Genomic DNA, 16,157 nt, shown 5'->3' with positions numbered 1-16,157 from the left:
CGGGTGGGGCGGGTGGGCGGGAGTAGGTCAGCTCAGGTAGTGCTGGACGGCCGGGGAGAGGAGCTCCACCAGTTCCTCGGTGTCGGCCGAGGCGATCGGCTCCACCTTCAGGACGTACCGGAAGATCATGACGCCGACCATCTGGCCGGCGGCGGCGTTGAGCCGCAGCATCGGGATCCCGTGCGTCTCGGCGGCGCGGCCGAACAGCGCCGACGACACGAACTGGCGCATCATCGTGGCGGCCTGCTCGTTCGTCATCGCCGACCGCAGCATCGCGAGGATCGGCGCGCGGCGGTCCGCGTCCTCCCAGACGCCGAGGAAGACCCGGACCATCGTCTCGCCCAGCCGCTCCCGCGGCGTCGCCATGATCTTGGGGACGAGCTCGGACGGGTCCACCGGGAAGCGCATCGCCGCGACGAACACGCCCTCCTTGTTGCCGAAGAAGTGGTGCACCAGGGCCGGATCGACCCCGGCGGCACGGGCGATGGCGCGCAGCGAGGCGCCGTCGTACCCCTTCGCGGCGAACAGCTCGCGGGCCGCCGCGAGGATCGCCTCGCGGGTCTCGGTCGGCCCCGGCCGGCGCCCCGGGCCGCGCCCGCCGCCGCGCGCGGTCTCGGTCACGGCGCCGTCCCGGTCGCGTTCACAGCAGGCCCCGCGGCGAGACCTCACCGCCCGGCGTGACCTCCCAGGCCCGCGGGACGGCGCCCTCGGCGGCGGCCAGGTGCAGGCGGGCGAAGGCCAGCGCCTCGGCGAGGTCCTCCATCCGCTCCGCGCGGCTGGCGGCGCGGCGGGTGTTGACCTCCAGGCAGATGTGGCCGCGGTAGCCGTTCTCGGCCAGCCGCTCCAGCATCGGCCCGCACGGCTGGTTGCCCCGGCCAGGCACCAGGTGCTCGTCCTTGTTGGTGATCCCGACGCCGTCGGCGAGGTGCACGTGCCGCAGCCGGTCGCCGAGCGCCCCGGCCATGCCGAGCGCGTCGGAGCCGGACACGGCCGTGTGGGACAGGTCGAGCGTCACGAACGGGTAGTCCTGGTCGACCGGGTTCCAGTCGGGCAGGTACATGCCGGCCTCGGCGCCGCGCGCCTTGAGCGGGAACATGTTCTCCACCGCGAACAGGACGTCGGTCTCCTCCTGCATGCGGGCCAGGCCCTCGACGAACTCCCGGGCGTACTCGCGCTGCCAGCGGAACGGCGGGTGGACGACCACGACGTCGGCGCCCAGCTCCTCGGCGACGTCCTTGGACTTCACGAGCTTGCCCCACGGCTCGCGGCCCCAGACCCGCTGGGTCAGCAGCAGGCAGGGCGCGTGGATCGACTTGATCGGGACCTGGTGGTAGTCGGACAGCCGGCGCAGCACGTTCAGGTCCTGCGAGGAGGCGTCGGTCGAGACCATGACCTCGACGCCGTCGTACCCGAGCAGCGCGGCGATCTCGAAGGCGCTCGGCACCTTCTCCGGATAGACCGACGCCGTGGACAGCGTGACCGGCGCGTCCGGGACCCGGACGGCCGGGGCTGCGGCGCCGTTGTGCTGCGGGGTCAAGGCTCCCTCGCCAAAGTGATCGCTCAGCGGACTTCTTCTCAGCGGACTTCTTCGCGGGCTCCGTTGGGCAGGGCCTTACCGGCACCCTGCCCCGCCCGGCGGGGCGCACGCAACGGAAAGCCTATGCGCCCGGAGGCCCGGTGAAACCCGCGGGCGGCCCCGATCCGGATTTCTTGCCCGCGGCCTTGACTACCCTGGGTCTCCGTGGCCGAGATCGCACCGGGGGCCGTGCCGAGCCCGAACATCTGGAACTCGCCGCGCGTGTACGAGATCGAGAACCGGGCCGTCGACCCGGACGGGACGCTCGACTCGGCGATGCGCGCGATCCGCCCGTGGGCGGGGGCGACGGTGCTCGACCTGGGCTGCGGAACGGGCTTCCACCTGCCGTACTTCGCCCGCGAGGCGGCGCGGGTGGTCGGGATCGAGCCGCACTCCGGGCTCGCCGCCGCGGCCCGGCACCGCGTCCGCGACCTCCCCGATGTCACCGTTCGTGTGGGTGCGGCGCAGGCGTTGCCGCTTCCGGACGCGTCGATCGACGTCGTCCACGTCCGCTGGGCCTACTTCTTCGGTCCCGGCTGCGAGCCGGGCCTGGCCGAGCTGGACCGGGTCGTCCGGCGCGGCGGCACGATCTTCATCATCGACAACGACGCCACCCGGTCCACGTTCGGCGGCTGGTTCCGGCGCGGCCTGCCGTCGTACGATCCCGCCGCCGTCGAGCGGTTCTGGGCGCGGCACGGCTTCCAGCGCGAGGCCCTGACCATCCGCTGGTCGTTCGAGAACCGGGCCGACCTCGCCGCCGTGCTGAACATCGAGTTCCCGCCCGAGCTGGCCGAGGCCGCGCTGCGCGAGCACGCGGGCACCGAGGTCGACTACGCCGTGAACCTCTGGTGGCGCCACCGCTGACCCGTTCCGGCTGCCGTTCCGGTGGGGGCGGCGCGTGCCTTTTCTGGGTGATTGGCCGAGAATGGTCCGCCACCGACATCCCGGACGCCTCGGGGCGCCGCCGCGGGCGTACCGGCCGGAAGAGGAGGGCCACCAGCATGGGCCATGCCGCCAGGACGAGCCGTACCATCCTCACCGCCGGCCTCACCGCCACCGCGCTCGGCGCGGGCGCGGCCGGCGCCGGGCTGGCCGTGCAGCGGCGCGCCGTCCGGCGGCTCCAGTTGCGTCCCGACCCGTTCGCGGGCGAGCCGTTCGGCACGCTGCGCGGGCGTCCCGTGCCGGTGAAGGCGAGCGACGGCACCCGCCTGTACGCCGAGATCGACGGCGCGGACCGCACCGACCTGGCCGTCGTCTTCTGCCACGGCTGGACGCTCACCCAGGACTCCTGGCACTTCCAGCGCAAGGCCCTGCGCGGCCTCGGCCGGCTCGTCTTCTGGGACCAGCGCGGGCACGGACGCTCCCAGGGCGGCGAGCGCGCCGGGTACGCGCTGGACCGGCTGGCCGCCGACCTCGCCGCCGTGATCGACCAGACCGTTCCGGCGGAGACGCCGGTGGTGCTGGTCGGGCACTCGATGGGCGGCATGACGATCATGCGGTACGCCGACGAGAACCCGGAGGCCATCGGCCGCAAGGTGCTCGCCGCCGGGCTGCTCTGCACGTCCTCCGGTGGCCTCGGGCAGGTCACGCTGGGGCTGCCGGCCGCGATGGCGCGCCTCACCCAGCGGGTGCTGCCGCGCGCGCTGCGCGCCGCGGGCGCCGGCTCCCCCGCCATCGAGAAGGTGCGCCACCTGGGCCGGACGGGCTCGATGCTGATGGAGGACATGGTCGCGTTCGGCCCCGAGGCCGGGCCGAACGCGGTGGCGTTCGCCGAGCAGATGATGGCCGACACTCGGATGGAAGCGTTCCTCGGGTTCCTGCACTCGATGGTCACGACCGAGGTGATCAGCGACTGCGCCGCCCTCGGCGGCGCCGACACGCTGGTCATCGGGGCCGAGCGGGACCTGCTCACCCCGGTCGCGCACAGCCTCAAGATCTCCGAATGCGTGCCGTCCGGCCGGCTGGAGATCGTCCCGTCCGCCGGGCACATGGCCATGATGGAGCGGCCCGGCATCGTCTCCGACCACCTCGGCGACCTGATCGAGCGCGCCCGCAAGGCGATCCCGGCGGCCTGACCGTCACGTACGGTCAGCGCCGCGGCCCGCCGGCCGGACGGACAAAAGTAAGCAACATCACATCCCGGAACTCTGTCGGGGGCGGCCTCTACGCTTCGACGCATGGCGAAGGCGAAGACGGCGAAGCCGACCTACCGCTGCACCGAGTGCGGCTGGCAGACCTCCAAATGGGTCGGGCGCTGCGGCGAGTGCCAGGTCTGGGGCTCGGTCTCCGAGGCCGGCTCGGCCACCCCGGCCCGGGTGGTGACGGCCGGCCCGGTCAGCGCGCCGGCGCGGCCGATCGGCCAGGTCGACGTCCGCTCCTCGCAGACCAGGCCCACCGGGCTGGACGAGCTCGACCGCGTGCTGGGCGGCGGCATGGTGCCCGGTGCCGTCGTCCTGCTCGCCGGCGAGCCCGGCATCGGCAAGTCCACCCTGCTGCTGGAGGTCGCCGCCCTGGCCTCCACCGCGCACGGCGTCCCGCCCGCGAACGCCAACGCCAACGGGAACGCGAACGGGGGTGCTAACGGGAACGGCGCGACGCCCGCCTCCGGCGGCGAGGCGGCGGGCGAGCGGCGGCCGGTGCTCTACATCACCGGCGAGGAGTCGGCCGAGCAGGTGCGGCTGCGGGCCGACCGGGTGGGGGCGATCACCGACGACCTCTATCTGGCCGCCGAGACCGAGCTGTCGGCCGTCCTCGGCCATGTCGACGAGGTCGAGCCGGTCCTGATGGTGGTCGACTCCATCCAGACGATCGGCACGTCCGAGGTCGACGGCGCCCCCGGCGGGGTGACGCAGATCCGCGAGGTCGCCGCCAACCTCATCCGGGTGGCCAAGGAGCGCGGCATCACCGTCGTGCTGGTCGGGCACGTCACCAAGGAGGGCGCGATCGCCGGGCCGCGGCTGCTGGAGCACCTGGTCGACGTCGTCCTCTACTTCGAGGGCGACCGGCACAGCCGGCTGCGCATGATCCGCGCCGTGAAGAACCGCTACGGCCCCACCGACGAGCTGGGCTGCTTCGACCTGTCCGAGGTCGGCATCGTGGGCCTGCCCGATCCCAGCGGGCTGTTCCTGACCCGCCGCGAGGAGCCCGTCCCCGGCACGTGCGTCACCGTCACGCTGGAGGGCCGCCGGCCGCTGGTCGCCGAGGTGCAGGCGCTGGTCGCCAAGTCGCACCTGCCGTCGCCGCGGCGGGCCTCGTCCGGGCTCGACACCTCGCGCGTCGCGATGGTGCTGGCCGTGCTGGCGCAGCGGTGCAAGATCTCCATGCACGAGCAGGACGTGTACGTCTCCACCGTCGGCGGCGTCCGGCTTTCGGAGACCTCCGTCGACCTCGCGCTGGCGCTGGCCGTGGCCGGGTCGACGGTCGAGCAGTCGCTGTCGAGCAGCCTGATCGCGCTGGGCGAGGTCGGGCTGGCCGGCGAGGTGCGGATCGTCCCGGGCGTGCAGCGGCGGCTGGCCGAGGCGACCCGGCTGGGGTTCAAGTACGCCGTCGTACCGCGCGGATCGCTGGAGCTGGGCGACGGGTCGCCGCTCAAGCGCGCCGACCCGCAGCTGAGCAGCTACGAAGGGATGAAAGTGATGGAAGTGGACAGTTTGAGCCAGGCGCTCCAGGTGGCCTTTACGGCCCCCTAACAGGCGTCCCGGCAGACTCTCGCGTCACACGGCGCACGCTTATGGCCAGGTGGGGAACCCGTGAAGGGCGGCCTCTCGGTAAACTGGCGCCGTCCAGCGACCTCCGGGGGCCAGGTGCCAGCACACGACAAGGGTCATGACGAACGACGCCGCGCCACGCTCGCCGCGGTTGCCCCGGGCACGGCGATCCGCGACGGACTGGAGCGGATCCTGCGGGGGCACACCGGCGGGCTGATCGTGCTCGGCTACGACAAGCTCGTCGAGGAGCTCTGCTCGGGCGGCTTCGAGCTCGACGTCGAGTTCTCCGCCACCCGGCTGCGCGAGCTCGCCAAGATGGACGGCGCGATCGTCCTGGACGGCGACCACGCGCGGATCGTCCGGGCCGCCGTCCACCTCGTGCCGGACTCCACCATCCCCACCGAGGAGTCGGGCACCCGGCACCGCACCGCCGAGCGCGTCGCCCGGCAGACCGGCTACCCGGTCATCTCGGTGAGCCAGTCGATGCACATCATCGCGCTCTACCTCGACGGCATCCGCTACGTCCTGGAGGACTCGGCGGCCATCCTGTCCAAGGCCAACCAGGCGCTGGCCACGCTAGAGCGCTACAAGCTGCGGCTCGACGAGGTCTCCGGCACGCTCTCCGCCCTGGAGATCGAGGACCTGGTGACCGTGCGGGACGTCAGCGCGGTCGTGCAGCGGCTGGAGATGGTGCGCCGGATCGCCGACGAGATCGAGGGGTACGTCGTCGAGCTGGGCACCGACGGCCGGCTGCTGTCGCTCCAGCTGGACGAGCTGGTCTCCGGCGTCGACGTCGACCGGGAGCTGATCGTCCGCGACTACCCGTCGCAGGACGCCCGCGAGCGCGGCTTCGACGCCGTGCTGAACGACCTCGACCTGCTGTCGGCGAACGAGCTGCTCGACCTGTCCACGGTGGCCGAGGTCATGGGCTTCGCCGGGCCGGACGCGCTCGACCTGCCGGTCAGCCCCAAGGGCTACCGGCTGCTCGCCAAGGTGCCCCGGCTGCCCGGGCTCGTGGTGGAGCGGCTGGTGGAGCACTTCGGCGGCCTGCAGAAGCTGCTGGCCGCCAGCATCGACGACCTCCAGGGCGTCGGCGGCGTCGGCGAGTCCCGGGCCCGCAGCGTCCGCGAGGGGCTGTCCCGGCTGGCCGAGTCGTCGATCCTGGAACGCTACGTCTGACGCCGCCCCGCGGCCGCAGCGCCGCCTGGCGCGCCTGGCGTGCCCGCCGCGCCCGGCCGGTGCCGGGTGTTTCTCCGCGGCCGTAATCACCCGCCGGTGCTGTCCGCCGTACCGGCCGGACGGGTAGGTCTCACGCCCGCAGCAGGAAGACCTGCGCGGGGCTCTCGACGTTCGCCGCGTCGACCGCGGCCACGTAGGTGCCCGGCCGCGCGGCCGGGCGCGGTCCCGTGCAGTCCCCGGTGGCGCGCCTGCGGTCCCAGGTGACGACGGCGACGTGCGGAACGCCCTTCCGGAGCGTGCGGACGCGGGAGCCGGAGCCGCGGGCGCAGGCGGCGGACGACCAGACCCGGTCGCGGCCCGACGTCACCCGGATCTCCAGCCCGCCCGGCCCGACGTCGAACCGGCACGGCCGCGCCCCGGTGCTCACCGCGATCACCCGGAACCGCGGCCTGCGCCCGGCCCCGTAGACGGTGCTCTCGGTCGTCATCGTCACGGTGACGGCCTCGGGGTCGCACGCGCCGTCCCGCCCGCGCTCCCCGGTCCTGGCCGGCCGGGCGGCCCCGGACGGCGTCGCGGTCACGGTGACGGTCGGCGCGGCCGCCGGGATCGGCGGTCCCGCGGGCGGCGGGGTCGCCGGGCTGCCCGCCTCGGCGCCGTCCCCGCCGCCGGAGCCGCACGCCCAGGCCAGCAGGCCGGCCGCCGCCAGGATCCCGGCGAGCGCGGCCGCGCGCCGCCGCCAGTACCGCTCGGCGTCCAGACCGTTACTCGGGGTGCCCGAATCCATACGCTCAGTATGGGATCCTTGACGTTCGTTGCCATGCCGACCCGCCGGGCGGGCACCGGCAGGGGAAGTCCATGCCACAATGACGGCCGACCATGAACTCCCCGTACACCGACCCGATCCTCGACTGGTACGAGGCGAACGCCCGGGACCTCCCCTGGCGCGCCCCCGGCGCCTCTCCCTGGGGCGTGCTCGTCAGCGAGATCATGCTCCAGCAGACGCCCGTCGCCCGCGTGCTGCCCGTCTGGCACGAGTGGCTGGAACGCTGGCCGGAACCCGCCGCGCTCGCCGCCGAGCCGTCCGGAGAGGCCGTACGGGCGTGGGGGCGGCTCGGATACCCGCGGCGCGCCCTGCGGCTCCATGAGAGCGCCAGAGCGATCGTGGAGCGGCACGGCGGACAGGTCCCCGACTCGCACGAGGACCTGCTCGCCCTGCCCGGCATCGGCGCGTACACGGCCGCCGCGGTCGCCAGCTTCGCCTACCGGCAGCGGCACGCCGTCCTGGACACGAACGTGCGGCGCGTCCTGGCCCGGCTGTGCTCGGGCGAGGAGTACCCGCCGAGATCGCAGACGAAGGGCGAGGTCCGGCTGGCCGAGTCCCTCCTGCCGCTCGATCCGCCCACGGCCGCGCGCTGGTCGGTCGCGGTCATGGAGCTGGGCGCGCTGGTCTGCACGGCCCGCTCGCCCCGCTGCGCGGACTGCCCGGTGCTCGACCGGTGCGCCTGGCAGGACGCGGGCCGCCCCGCGTACTCCGGCCCGCCCCGGCGCGGCCAGACCTACGCGGGCACCGACCGGCAGTGCCGCGGCCGGCTCCTGGCCGTCCTGCGCGACGCCGCCGGCCCGGTGGAGAAGCCGCTGCTGGACGTCGTCTGGGCGGACGCCGTGCAGCGGGAGCGCGCGCTCGACGCCCTGATCAGCGACGGGCTGGTCGATCCGCTGGACGACGGCCGCTACGCGCTGCCCGCCTGACCCCCGCCTTCGAGGTCCGGGGCGAAGTGGGCGCGGGCCGCCGCGGCGGCCCCGGCGATCTCGTCCTCGGTCGCCGTCCCCTTGGCCGCCCCGGTCCAGGCGTCGACGGTCCCCGCCGCATAACGCTGGACGGGCAGGGAGCCCTCCCACGCCATCGGGTCGCCGACCTCCTCGCCGGCCAGGTGCAGGCCGAGCCCGAGGTACGCGATGTCCCAGCCGGGACCGACGTTGAGCGAGCCCGCGCCGCTCTGCGCGAACTCCAGGGGCACCGAGTGCTCCAGCAGGACGTCGGTGCCGCCGGCCGCGGACTCCAGCCGGACCTCGACGACGCTGGTCTCGGCGCCGTAGGTGAACCTGAGCAGATCGGGCGGCGCGCATTCGAGGATCCTGCCCATGGGCTCGCCCTGGACGGAGAACGTCCCGCCCTCCCGCAAATCTCCGCCGACCGGCATGAACCAGCGGCTCAGCCGGGCGGGGTCGGTGAGGGCGCTCCAGACGTCCTCGACCGCCGCGTCGTACCCGCGCCGGAGCCGCACCAGGACCGTCTTCTCGTCCCGCACGACCTCCCGCTCGACCGCGCCGAGCGCATCGGCGAAATCGGCCATCGCCCTCACCTCCAGTGTCGACTTATATAAGTGAATCCTAATACAAAAGGGGTCCGAACGGCGAGAAATCCGGTGGAGCGGCCGGGAACGCGGCGGCTAGCGTTGCGCGGTGCGCGATCTCTCCGGCCTGCCCAAGGCCCATCTCCACGTCCATCTGGAAAGCACCGTGCGGTGGCCGACCCTCCAGGAGATCGGGCACGCCAACGGCGTCGAGGTCCCCGGACATCTGGCGGCCGGGCACGCGTTCGGGGGCTTCGCCGACTTCTTCGTGCAGAACGACCTCGTGCGCGCCTGCCTCCGGCGCGCCGCCGACTTCCGCCGCATCGCCTACGAGTACTGCGAGGACGAGGCCACACAGGGCACCCGCTACGCCGAGGTCTCGTTCACGGCCGCCGGGCACGGGGAACGGCTCGGCGACCTCCGGATGCCGCTGGACGCCGTGCTCGAAGGGCTGGCCAGGGGACGCGAGGACTTCGGCATCGAGACCCGGGTGATCCTCGACCACTCCCGCCGGCGCTCCGTGGAACGCGCCCGCCGCACCCTCGAACTGGGCCTGCGGTACGACGAGGTCGTGGCGATCGGCCTCGCCGGGGACGAGGCGTACCCCGGCGACCCGTTCACCGAGGTCTTCGCGGCGGCGCGCGAGAACGGCCTGCACGTCGTCCACCACGCGGGCGAGGCCGAAGGCGCCGCCAGCATCCGCCAGGCCATCACGGACGGCCGCACGGAGCGGCTCGGCCACGGCATCCGCGTCCTCGACGACCCGGACCTGGTCGCCGAGGTCCGCGACCGGCGCATCCCGCTCGAAGTGTGCCCGTCCTCGAACGTCGCCCTCGGCTTCGCCCCGTCCCTGGCGGAGCATCCGTTCCAGCGCCTCCGCGAGGAAGGGCTCGCCGTCACGGTCAACACCGACATCCCCTGCATGACCGGGACGCCGCTGGCGGCGGAGTACGCGCTCGTCCGGGACGCGTTCGGCTACGGCGACGCCGTGCTCGCCGAGCTGGCGCGGGCGGGCGTGGACGCGTCCTTCGCTCCCCCGGCGACGAAGGCGCGGATCCACGCGGAGATCGACGCCTGGCTCGCCTGATCCGGACATGCGAAGGGCCCGTACCGCGATGGTACGGGCCCTTCTCACAGGCGCTGAGCCTTGCGGTCAGTCCTTGTTGAAGTTGACCGCGCCCTCGATCGGGGGCGGGCTGTCCGGGACGGTGGACGGCTTCGGCACGCCCTTGAAGGTGAACTTGGCGTCCTCGCCCGTGCCCTGCGTGCCGACGATGACGATCTGGCCGGACTTGACCTCGTTGTAGAGGATCTTCTCCGACAGCTGGTCCTCGATCTCGCGCTGGATCGTGCGGCGCAGCGGCCGCGCCCCCAGCACGGGGTCGTAGCCCCGCTCGGCCAGCAGATCCTTGGCCTCCTGCCGCAGCTCGATCCCCATGTCGCGGTCCTTGAGCCGCTCGTCCACCTTGGCGATCATCAGATCCACGATCTGGATGATCTCCTTCGGCGTCAGCTGGTGGAACACCACCGTGTCATCGACACGGTTCAGGAACTCCGGCCGGAAGTGCTGCTTGAGCTCCTCGTTGACCTTGGCCTTCATCCGGTCGTACGAGCCCTGCTCGTCGTTGGCGCGGGTGAAGCCCAGCGACTGGCCCTTGGAGATGTCGCGGGTGCCCAGGTTGGTGGTCATGATGATGACCGTGTTCTTGAAGTCCACGACCCGGCCCTGGGCGTCGGTCAGGCGACCGTCCTCCAGGATCTGCAGCAGCGAGTTGAAGATGTCCGGGTGGGCCTTCTCGATCTCGTCGAAGAGGACCACGGAGAACGGCTTGCGCCGGACCTTCTCGGTGAGCTGGCCGCCCTCCTCGTACCCGACGTAGCCGGGCGGGGAGCCGAACAGCCGCGAGACGGTGTGCTTCTCCATGAACTCGGACATGTCCAGCTGGATCAGCGCGTCCTCGTCCCCGAACAGGAACTCCGCCAGCGTCTTGGACAGCTCGGTCTTACCGACACCGGACGGGCCGGCGAAGATGAACGAGCCGCCGGGGCGCTTCGGGTCCTTCAGGCCGGCGCGGGTACGCCGGATCGACTGGGACAGCGCCTTGATGGCGTCCTCCTGGCCGATGACCCGCTTGTGGAGCTCGTCCTCCATGCGGAGCAGGCGGGCGCTCTCCTCTTCGGTGAGCTTGAAGACCGGGATGCCGGTGGCGGTGGCCAGGACCTCGGCGATGAGCTCCTCGTCCACCTCGGCCACGACGTCCATGTCGCCGGCCTTCCACTCCTTCTCCCGCTGCGCCTTCTGGCCCAGGAGCTGCTTCTCGGAGTCGCGGAGGGCCGCGGCCTTCTCGAAGTCCTGCGCGTCGATCGCCGATTCCTTCTCGCGGCGAACGTCGGCGATCTTCTCGTCGTACTCGCGCAGGTCCGGCGGCGCGGTCATCCGGCGGATCCGCATCCGCGACCCGGCCTCGTCGATCAGGTCGATCGCCTTGTCGGGCAGGAACCGGTCACTGATGTAGCGATCGGCCAGCTGCGCCGCCGACACCAGCGCCGCGTCCGTGATCGACACCCGGTGGTGCGCCTCGTACCGGTCCCGCAGCCCCTTGAGGATCTCGATCGTGTGGCTCAGCGACGGCTCGGCCACCTGGATCGGCTGGAACCGGCGCTCCAGCGCCGCGTCCTTCTCCAGGTGCTTGCGGTACTCGTCCAGCGTCGTCGCGCCGATCGTCTGCAGCTCGCCGCGGGCCAGCATCGGCTTGAGGATGCTCGCCGCGTCGATCGCACCCTCGGCCGCCCCGGCGCCCACCAGCGTGTGCAGCTCGTCGATGAACAGGATGATGTCGCCGCGGGTGCGGATCTCCTTGAGGACCTTCTTCAGCCGCTCCTCGAAGTCACCGCGGTAGCGGGAGCCGGCGACCAGGGCGCCGAGGTCGAGGGTGTAGAGCTGCTTGTCCTTGAGGGTCTCGGGCACCTCGCCCTTGACGATCTTCTGGGACAGGCCCTCGACGACGGCGGTCTTGCCGACGCCCGGCTCGCCCACGAGGACCGGGTTGTTCTTGGTACGGCGGGACAGCACCTGCATGACCCGCTCGATCTCCTTGTCCCGGCCGATGACCGGGTCGAGCTTGCCCTCCCGGGCCGCCTGCGTCAGGTTGCGGCCGAACTGGTCGAGCACAAGGGAGGTGGACGGCGTGGACTCGGCCGGGCCGCCGGAGGCGGCCGGTTCCTTGCCCTGGTAGCCGTGCAGCAACTGGATCACCTGCTGGCGGACCCGGTTGAGGTCGGCGCCCAGCTTCACCAGCACCTGCGCCGCCACACCCTCGCCCTCACGGATGAGTCCAAGAAGGATGTGCTCGGTGCCGATGTAGTTGTGGCCGAGCTGCAAAGCCTCGCGCAGCGACAGCTCCAGCACCTTCTTGGCACGCGGGGTGAACGGGATGTGCCCCGACGGCGCCTGCTGGCCCTGGCCGATGATCTCCTCGACCTGCTGGCGGACCGCCTCCAGGCTGATCCCCAGGCTCTCCAGCGCCTTGGCGGCGACACCCTCGCCCTCGTGGATCAGGCCAAGGAGGATGTGCTCGGTACCGATGTAGTTGTGGTTGAGCATCCTGGCTTCCTCTTGAGCCAGAACGACAACCCGCCGCGCACGGTCGGTGAACCTTTCGAACATCTCGTCGCTCCTCACAGAGCGGTTGGGCAGAGTCCGGGATGTCCGAACCTGTCCTTCCGCAGGTGCTGGCACCTAAGTCAAACTAGCCCGCCCCGAGGAGGCCGCCCGGCTCCCTACCAGGAGACGTTCCCCAGCCAAGCGCTGTTCAGTCTCATCCAACTACCACCCCGGGGCGTCATGTTCCCGCTACGCCGCGAGCGAACGGGCGCCTTTCCGCAGGTGGTTCACGCCTCGTCACATGGACCACACCAGCACCGGGGGATGGCCGATGAGAACCTGTCTACCTCGCTCCGGCGGGTACAACCCACCTATCGCTACGCCACAAGCGAACGGCCCGTTCCCCTCAAGGGAGACGGGCCGGTCACGGGCGAGGCGTCTCAGTGGGCGGCCTCGTACTTCTCGATCACATTGGCCGGGATGCGGCCGCGCTCATTGACCTTGATGCCATGGTCCTTGGCCCAGGCACGGATCTCGGCGCTGCGCTCGCGGCTGGAGGCGCCGCGCTGGCGACGGCGGCGGGTGGTGGCGCCGGCCTTGCGGGACTTCTCCACGAACGGCTGCAGAGAATCCCGCAGCTTCTTTGCGTTGGCGCTACTGAGGTCGATCTCGTAGGAGGCGCCGTCGATCGAGAACGCTACGGTCTCGTCCGCCTCGCCACCGTCGAGGTCGTCGACGAGAAGCACCTGAACCTTCTGTGCCATGGGGACAGACCTTTCAGCTGGAGCAAACTGCATTCGGTTGACAAAGATATACCGCGATCCTTGCCGATGACAATTCAACACTCGCGCTGAACTGGCTTCCCCCACGTTACGGGCAGTAATCACCGCCCGGTGGAATCCGCCGCGCGGGCGATACGCGGCGGCAAGGGCCGATACGCGTCGCCTCACGACGCGAGCCCGCGCGGACGGCGGGACGGCGTATGTATTTTGTCCCGCGGCGGGTCCGCGCCCGGATTTCAGGGTGACCGAGGTCACCTCGCGGCCGCTGACCAGGGTGGTCGATCTTGCATTGGGCCGGTTTCGCGGGCCGGGCGGCCGGCCGGGTAATTCGGCCGGGGGCCACCTTAACCGGGACGGCATCACCCACCCCGCGGCCATCGATTAACCCTGACGTAACGGCACTAACCATGCCGTCTCGGAGCAATGAACGGCAGGCCGCGCCGCCCCGCGGAGCATGCCGATCATCCTTGCGCCATCCTTGCCCGGCCCCCGCGCATCCTCGTCCGGGCAGGGTCCGTACATGGATACCGGCCGCGGCGGCGCCGGCGAAATCCGTTGCCACCGCGCGGTCACGGCCCGAAGTTCTCCGTAGTCGGGTACGGCGCGGGCGACTCTACTGCATACCGATAACAGCGGATAAGTCCTCAATGTCGTTACACAAGCCCGGAGCCGCTCAGCGCGCCCCGCGCTTCACGACGGCGGTGCCGGCAACGCGGTCGTGCAACGCCCTGCGCGCCCCGCCCTCGTACATCAGAGCCGCGTTCCCCACCCAGAAGAGACCGGCGATCAGCCCCAACACGGGCACTGGCCGCACGCCAATAGGAAGCGCATAGAGGGCCGTCCGCAGCAGGGAACGCGCCGCCCCGAGACGATCCCGCCGCCTTAGTACGGGTTCCGCGGCCAGATCCACTTCTGTTGAAGCCTCTATGTCTTCTGGCGCGGCGCCTATGTCTTCTCGTACGACTTCGATACCGGCGAACCTCTTGCCCAGAGTGCGGCCCCACAGGGCGAGTTGAATCCACTCGTACAAGAGCAGGAACGCCGCCACGGCAGGGGGTGCGGCGACATCGACATCGGTTCGCGGGACCACTTCCCGGACGACCACGACGACGGGCAGCCCCACCACGAGGGTGTCGACGATCCGGGCGAGCAGCCGCTGCCCCGGCTCCGCGAGGACCGTCCCCGCCGGCCCCGGAACCGCCACCGGTTCCGCCGCCGCCCGCTCCGCCGCCGCTTCGGCCGCCGGTTCGCCTTCCCGGACCGCCTCAGCCGGCTCCTGCGGGTCGCCGCGCCCGGCGGGCGGGGTCGGCCCGCCTCCTCCCGCCGCCGGCCTCCCAGGGCCCGCATGAGGAAGCCCGGGCCCTCCTTCGGGGTGCCCGGGCTCCTCGTCGGGAAGCGGGCCGGACTTCGGTGCCTGATCCGCCGCCGCCATGCCGCGCGCTACTCCTCGTACTCGGTGTACTCGACCCGCTCGTCGATCACCAGCGTGCCCGCGAAGCGGTCGTGCACGGACTGGTGCAGGGGCTGGTCCCAGATCGCCCACAGGTGCGCCATGACGACGCCGATGGCCACCAGGAGCACGCCGTACGCGAAGTACTCCCACACCATCACGGCCAGGACCAGGAAGAAGAAGAGCCCGAGCTGGTACGCCACATGGACGATCCCGGCGCGCCAGACGGCCTGCGTCGTCGTCACGGCGTCGCCCGCGGGCCGCACCTGGACGACGCCCAGGTGCATCACGCGCTTGCCGACCGTGCGCCCCCACATGGAGAGCTGGACCGCCTCGTAGATGAACGGCAGGACGGACATGACCGCGAACAGCGTGAAGATGATGGGCCAGTTCCAGACGCCGCCCTCGGTGTCGGTCTTGCTGCCCGCGCTGCCGAGCCCGATCGTCCCGATCACGACCGGCAGGACGAGTGCGAACCCGAACACCGCGACGAGCGCGTTGTCGATCAGCCGCGCGCCCGCCCGCCGCGCGATCGGCGCCAGCGGCAGGCTCGCGGCCTCGGCGACGTCGTCGTGGCCGCCGCCGTAGTAGTCGTACCCCTGGTCGTACTGGCCCTGCGGCTGCTGCTGCCAGTTCTGCTGCTGGGGCGGCGGCGCCTGGTTCTGCCACTGCGGCGCCGGCTGCTGCGGCTGCTGCCACTGCGAGCCTTGGTAGGGAGGGGGCGGCCCGTACGAGCCGGGCCCCTGAGGCTGCCGGCCCGGCGGCGGGTACGACCTGCCGCGGCGGGGGGATCTACTCATCGGTCAGTCCTCCAGGCGAAGCAACATCCGGGTATTCCCCAAGGTATTCGGCTTGACCCTGTCGAGGTCCAGGAACTCTGCCACGCCTTCGTCGTAGGAACGGAGTAGTTCTTCGTACACCTCGGGAGAGACCGGGGTCCCCAGGATCGGGCGGAACCCGTGGCGGGCGAAGAAGTCCACTTCGAAGGTAAGACAGAACACCCTTTCCACGCCCAGTTCGCGGGCCGTCTCCAGCAGCCGGGCCACGATCCGGTGCCCGATGCCGTGCCCCAGCCGGGCGGGATCGACCGCGACCGAGCGGACCTCCGCGAGGTCCTCCCACATCACGTGCAGGGCGCCGCAGCCCACGACCGCGCCGGTGGCCCGCTCCTCGGCGACCCAGAACTCCTGGACGTCCTCGAAGAGCTTGACCGTCGTCTTCCGCAGCAGGCGGCGCCCCGAGCCGGCGTAGAGGCCGACGAGCCGGCCGATCTCCTGAACGTCGGCGGTGCGGGCACGCCTGATCACGACTTCCACAAACAACCCACGTTATAGGAGGTGACGGCGGGACCTTCGACTCAGCGTTCGCGCGCCGCGCCATAAAGTGACCCAAACCACAACGATTACGGCGGGATACAAGCCGACACACTTCGCGAATCCCCGTGTTTCTCCTGTGATTTCCGGGGTTCTGGTTGGCATCGGGTTCCGACTCCGTTAGGGTCCTGC

15 protein-coding genes are annotated in these 16,157 nt (G+C 71.6%); 6 read left to right on the top strand and 9 right to left on the bottom strand.

Features of this window, described 5'->3' with window-relative positions; all coding sequences use genetic code 11:
* Positions 1-27: 27 nt before the first annotated feature.
* Together ACA361_RS39350 and ACA361_RS39345 are read right to left on the bottom strand one after the other, a co-directional pair.
* The gene (locus tag ACA361_RS39350; protein ID WP_375020228.1) at positions 28-621 is read right to left on the bottom strand and encodes a TetR family transcriptional regulator; all 594 of its coding nucleotides are present in this window, start codon (positions 619-621) and stop codon (positions 28-30) included.
* A 19-nt stretch (positions 622-640) separates the two neighbouring features.
* Positions 641-1,537: a sugar phosphate isomerase/epimerase gene (locus ACA361_RS39345; RefSeq protein WP_366619064.1), complete on the bottom strand. Its 897-nt coding sequence runs from the start codon at positions 1,535-1,537 to the stop codon at positions 641-643.
* 204 nt (positions 1,538-1,741) lie between these two features.
* On the opposite strand from ACA361_RS39345, the gene ACA361_RS39340 reads away from it, so the two are divergent.
* The 4 genes from ACA361_RS39340 (at position 1,742) to disA (ending at position 6,462) form a co-directional block, all read left to right on the top strand.
* Positions 1,742-2,440, top strand: a complete 699-nt coding sequence (locus ACA361_RS39340) for a class I SAM-dependent methyltransferase (protein ID WP_375020227.1) — start codon at positions 1,742-1,744, stop codon at positions 2,438-2,440.
* Positions 2,441-2,577: 137 nt separating this feature from the next.
* The gene (locus ACA361_RS39335; RefSeq protein WP_375020226.1) at positions 2,578-3,651 is read left to right on the top strand and encodes an alpha/beta fold hydrolase; all 1,074 of its coding nucleotides are present in this window, start codon (positions 2,578-2,580) and stop codon (positions 3,649-3,651) included.
* Positions 3,652-3,753: 102 nt separating this feature from the next.
* Positions 3,754-5,265: a DNA repair protein RadA gene (gene radA, locus ACA361_RS39330; RefSeq protein WP_375020225.1), complete on the top strand. Its 1,512-nt coding sequence runs from the start codon at positions 3,754-3,756 to the stop codon at positions 5,263-5,265.
* A gap of 114 nt (positions 5,266-5,379) precedes the next feature.
* Complete coding sequence (disA, locus tag ACA361_RS39325) at positions 5,380-6,462, top strand: DNA integrity scanning diadenylate cyclase DisA (RefSeq protein WP_366619072.1); 1,083 nt, start codon at positions 5,380-5,382, stop codon at positions 6,460-6,462.
* A 130-nt stretch (positions 6,463-6,592) separates the two neighbouring features.
* Here the strand turns inward: disA and ACA361_RS39320 are convergent, their stop codons facing one another.
* Positions 6,593-7,246, bottom strand: coding sequence for a hypothetical protein (locus tag ACA361_RS39320; RefSeq protein ID WP_375020224.1), 654 nt, complete (start codon positions 7,244-7,246; stop codon positions 6,593-6,595).
* 92 nt (positions 7,247-7,338) lie between these two features.
* Here ACA361_RS39320 and ACA361_RS39315 point away from each other — a divergent pair, with 92 nt between their 5' ends.
* Entirely contained in the window at positions 7,339-8,211 is an 873-nt protein-coding gene (locus ACA361_RS39315) for an A/G-specific adenine glycosylase (protein ID WP_375020223.1), read from the top strand.
* Here the strand turns inward: ACA361_RS39315 and ACA361_RS39310 are convergent.
* Positions 8,193-8,816 carry an SRPBCC family protein gene (locus tag ACA361_RS39310; protein WP_375020222.1) on the bottom strand — a complete coding sequence of 208 codons (624 nt, stop codon included), beginning with the start codon at positions 8,814-8,816 and terminating at the stop codon, positions 8,193-8,195. The genes ACA361_RS39315 and ACA361_RS39310 overlap by 19 nt on opposite strands.
* Before the next feature lie 109 nt (positions 8,817-8,925).
* Between ACA361_RS39310 and add the strand changes: the two genes are divergently transcribed.
* Positions 8,926-9,903, top strand: coding sequence for an adenosine deaminase (gene add / locus ACA361_RS39305; RefSeq protein ID WP_375020221.1), 978 nt, complete (start codon positions 8,926-8,928; stop codon positions 9,901-9,903).
* 66 nt (positions 9,904-9,969) lie between these two features.
* Here the strand turns inward: add and ACA361_RS39300 are convergent, their stop codons facing one another.
* The 5 genes from ACA361_RS39300 to ACA361_RS39280 all read right to left on the bottom strand — a co-directional run bounded on the left by ACA361_RS39300 (position 9,970) and on the right by ACA361_RS39280 (position 15,968).
* Entirely contained in the window at positions 9,970-12,483 is a 2,514-nt protein-coding gene (locus ACA361_RS39300; RefSeq protein WP_375020220.1) for an ATP-dependent Clp protease ATP-binding subunit, read from the bottom strand.
* A gap of 377 nt (positions 12,484-12,860) precedes the next feature.
* On the bottom strand, positions 12,861-13,184 hold the full coding sequence (locus ACA361_RS39295; protein WP_197009256.1) for an Lsr2 family protein: 324 nt from the start codon (positions 13,182-13,184) through the stop codon (positions 12,861-12,863).
* A gap of 691 nt (positions 13,185-13,875) precedes the next feature.
* Positions 13,876-14,634 (bottom strand): RDD family protein, encoded by a 759-nt coding sequence (locus ACA361_RS39290; RefSeq protein ID WP_375020219.1) that lies wholly within the window; start codon positions 14,632-14,634, stop codon positions 13,876-13,878.
* Positions 14,635-14,642: 8 nt separating this feature from the next.
* Positions 14,643-15,452 carry an RDD family protein gene (locus ACA361_RS39285; RefSeq protein WP_375020218.1) on the bottom strand — a complete coding sequence of 270 codons (810 nt, stop codon included), beginning with the start codon at positions 15,450-15,452 and terminating at the stop codon, positions 14,643-14,645.
* Between the two features lie 3 nt (positions 15,453-15,455).
* Entirely contained in the window at positions 15,456-15,968 is a 513-nt protein-coding gene (locus ACA361_RS39280) for an amino-acid N-acetyltransferase (RefSeq protein WP_375020217.1), read from the bottom strand.
* Positions 15,969-16,157 lie beyond the last annotated feature (189 nt).

Source organism: Actinomadura sp. 21ATH (assembly GCF_041951345.1).
Lineage (GTDB): Bacteria > Actinomycetota > Actinomycetes > Streptosporangiales > Streptosporangiaceae > Spirillospora.
Note: the sequence above shows the minus strand (reverse complement) of the source record. Positions and strands in the feature narration are given on the sequence as shown.

Excerpts from the sequence above, each read along its gene's own strand:
- ACA361_RS39320 (WP_375020224.1), bottom strand. The coding sequence starts at position 7,246 with ATGGATTCGGGCACCCCGAGTAACGGTCTGGACGCCGAGCGGTACTGG.
- ACA361_RS39290 (WP_375020219.1), bottom strand. The coding sequence starts at position 14,634 with ATGGCGGCGGCGGATCAGGCACCGAAGTCCGGCCCGCTTCCCGACGAG.
- ACA361_RS39315 (WP_375020223.1), top strand. The coding sequence starts at position 7,339 with ATGAACTCCCCGTACACCGACCCGATCCTCGACTGGTACGAGGCGAAC.
- ACA361_RS39285 (WP_375020218.1), bottom strand. The coding sequence starts at position 15,452 with ATGAGTAGATCCCCCCGCCGCGGCAGGTCGTACCCGCCGCCGGGCCGG.
- ACA361_RS39310 (WP_375020222.1), bottom strand. The coding sequence starts at position 8,816 with ATGGCCGATTTCGCCGATGCGCTCGGCGCGGTCGAGCGGGAGGTCGTG.
- radA (WP_375020225.1), top strand. The coding sequence starts at position 3,754 with ATGGCGAAGGCGAAGACGGCGAAGCCGACCTACCGCTGCACCGAGTGC.
- ACA361_RS39335 (WP_375020226.1), top strand. The coding sequence starts at position 2,578 with ATGGGCCATGCCGCCAGGACGAGCCGTACCATCCTCACCGCCGGCCTC.
- ACA361_RS39300 (WP_375020220.1), bottom strand. The coding sequence starts at position 12,483 with ATGTTCGAAAGGTTCACCGACCGTGCGCGGCGGGTTGTCGTTCTGGCT.
- ACA361_RS39295 (WP_197009256.1), bottom strand. The coding sequence starts at position 13,184 with ATGGCACAGAAGGTTCAGGTGCTTCTCGTCGACGACCTCGACGGTGGC.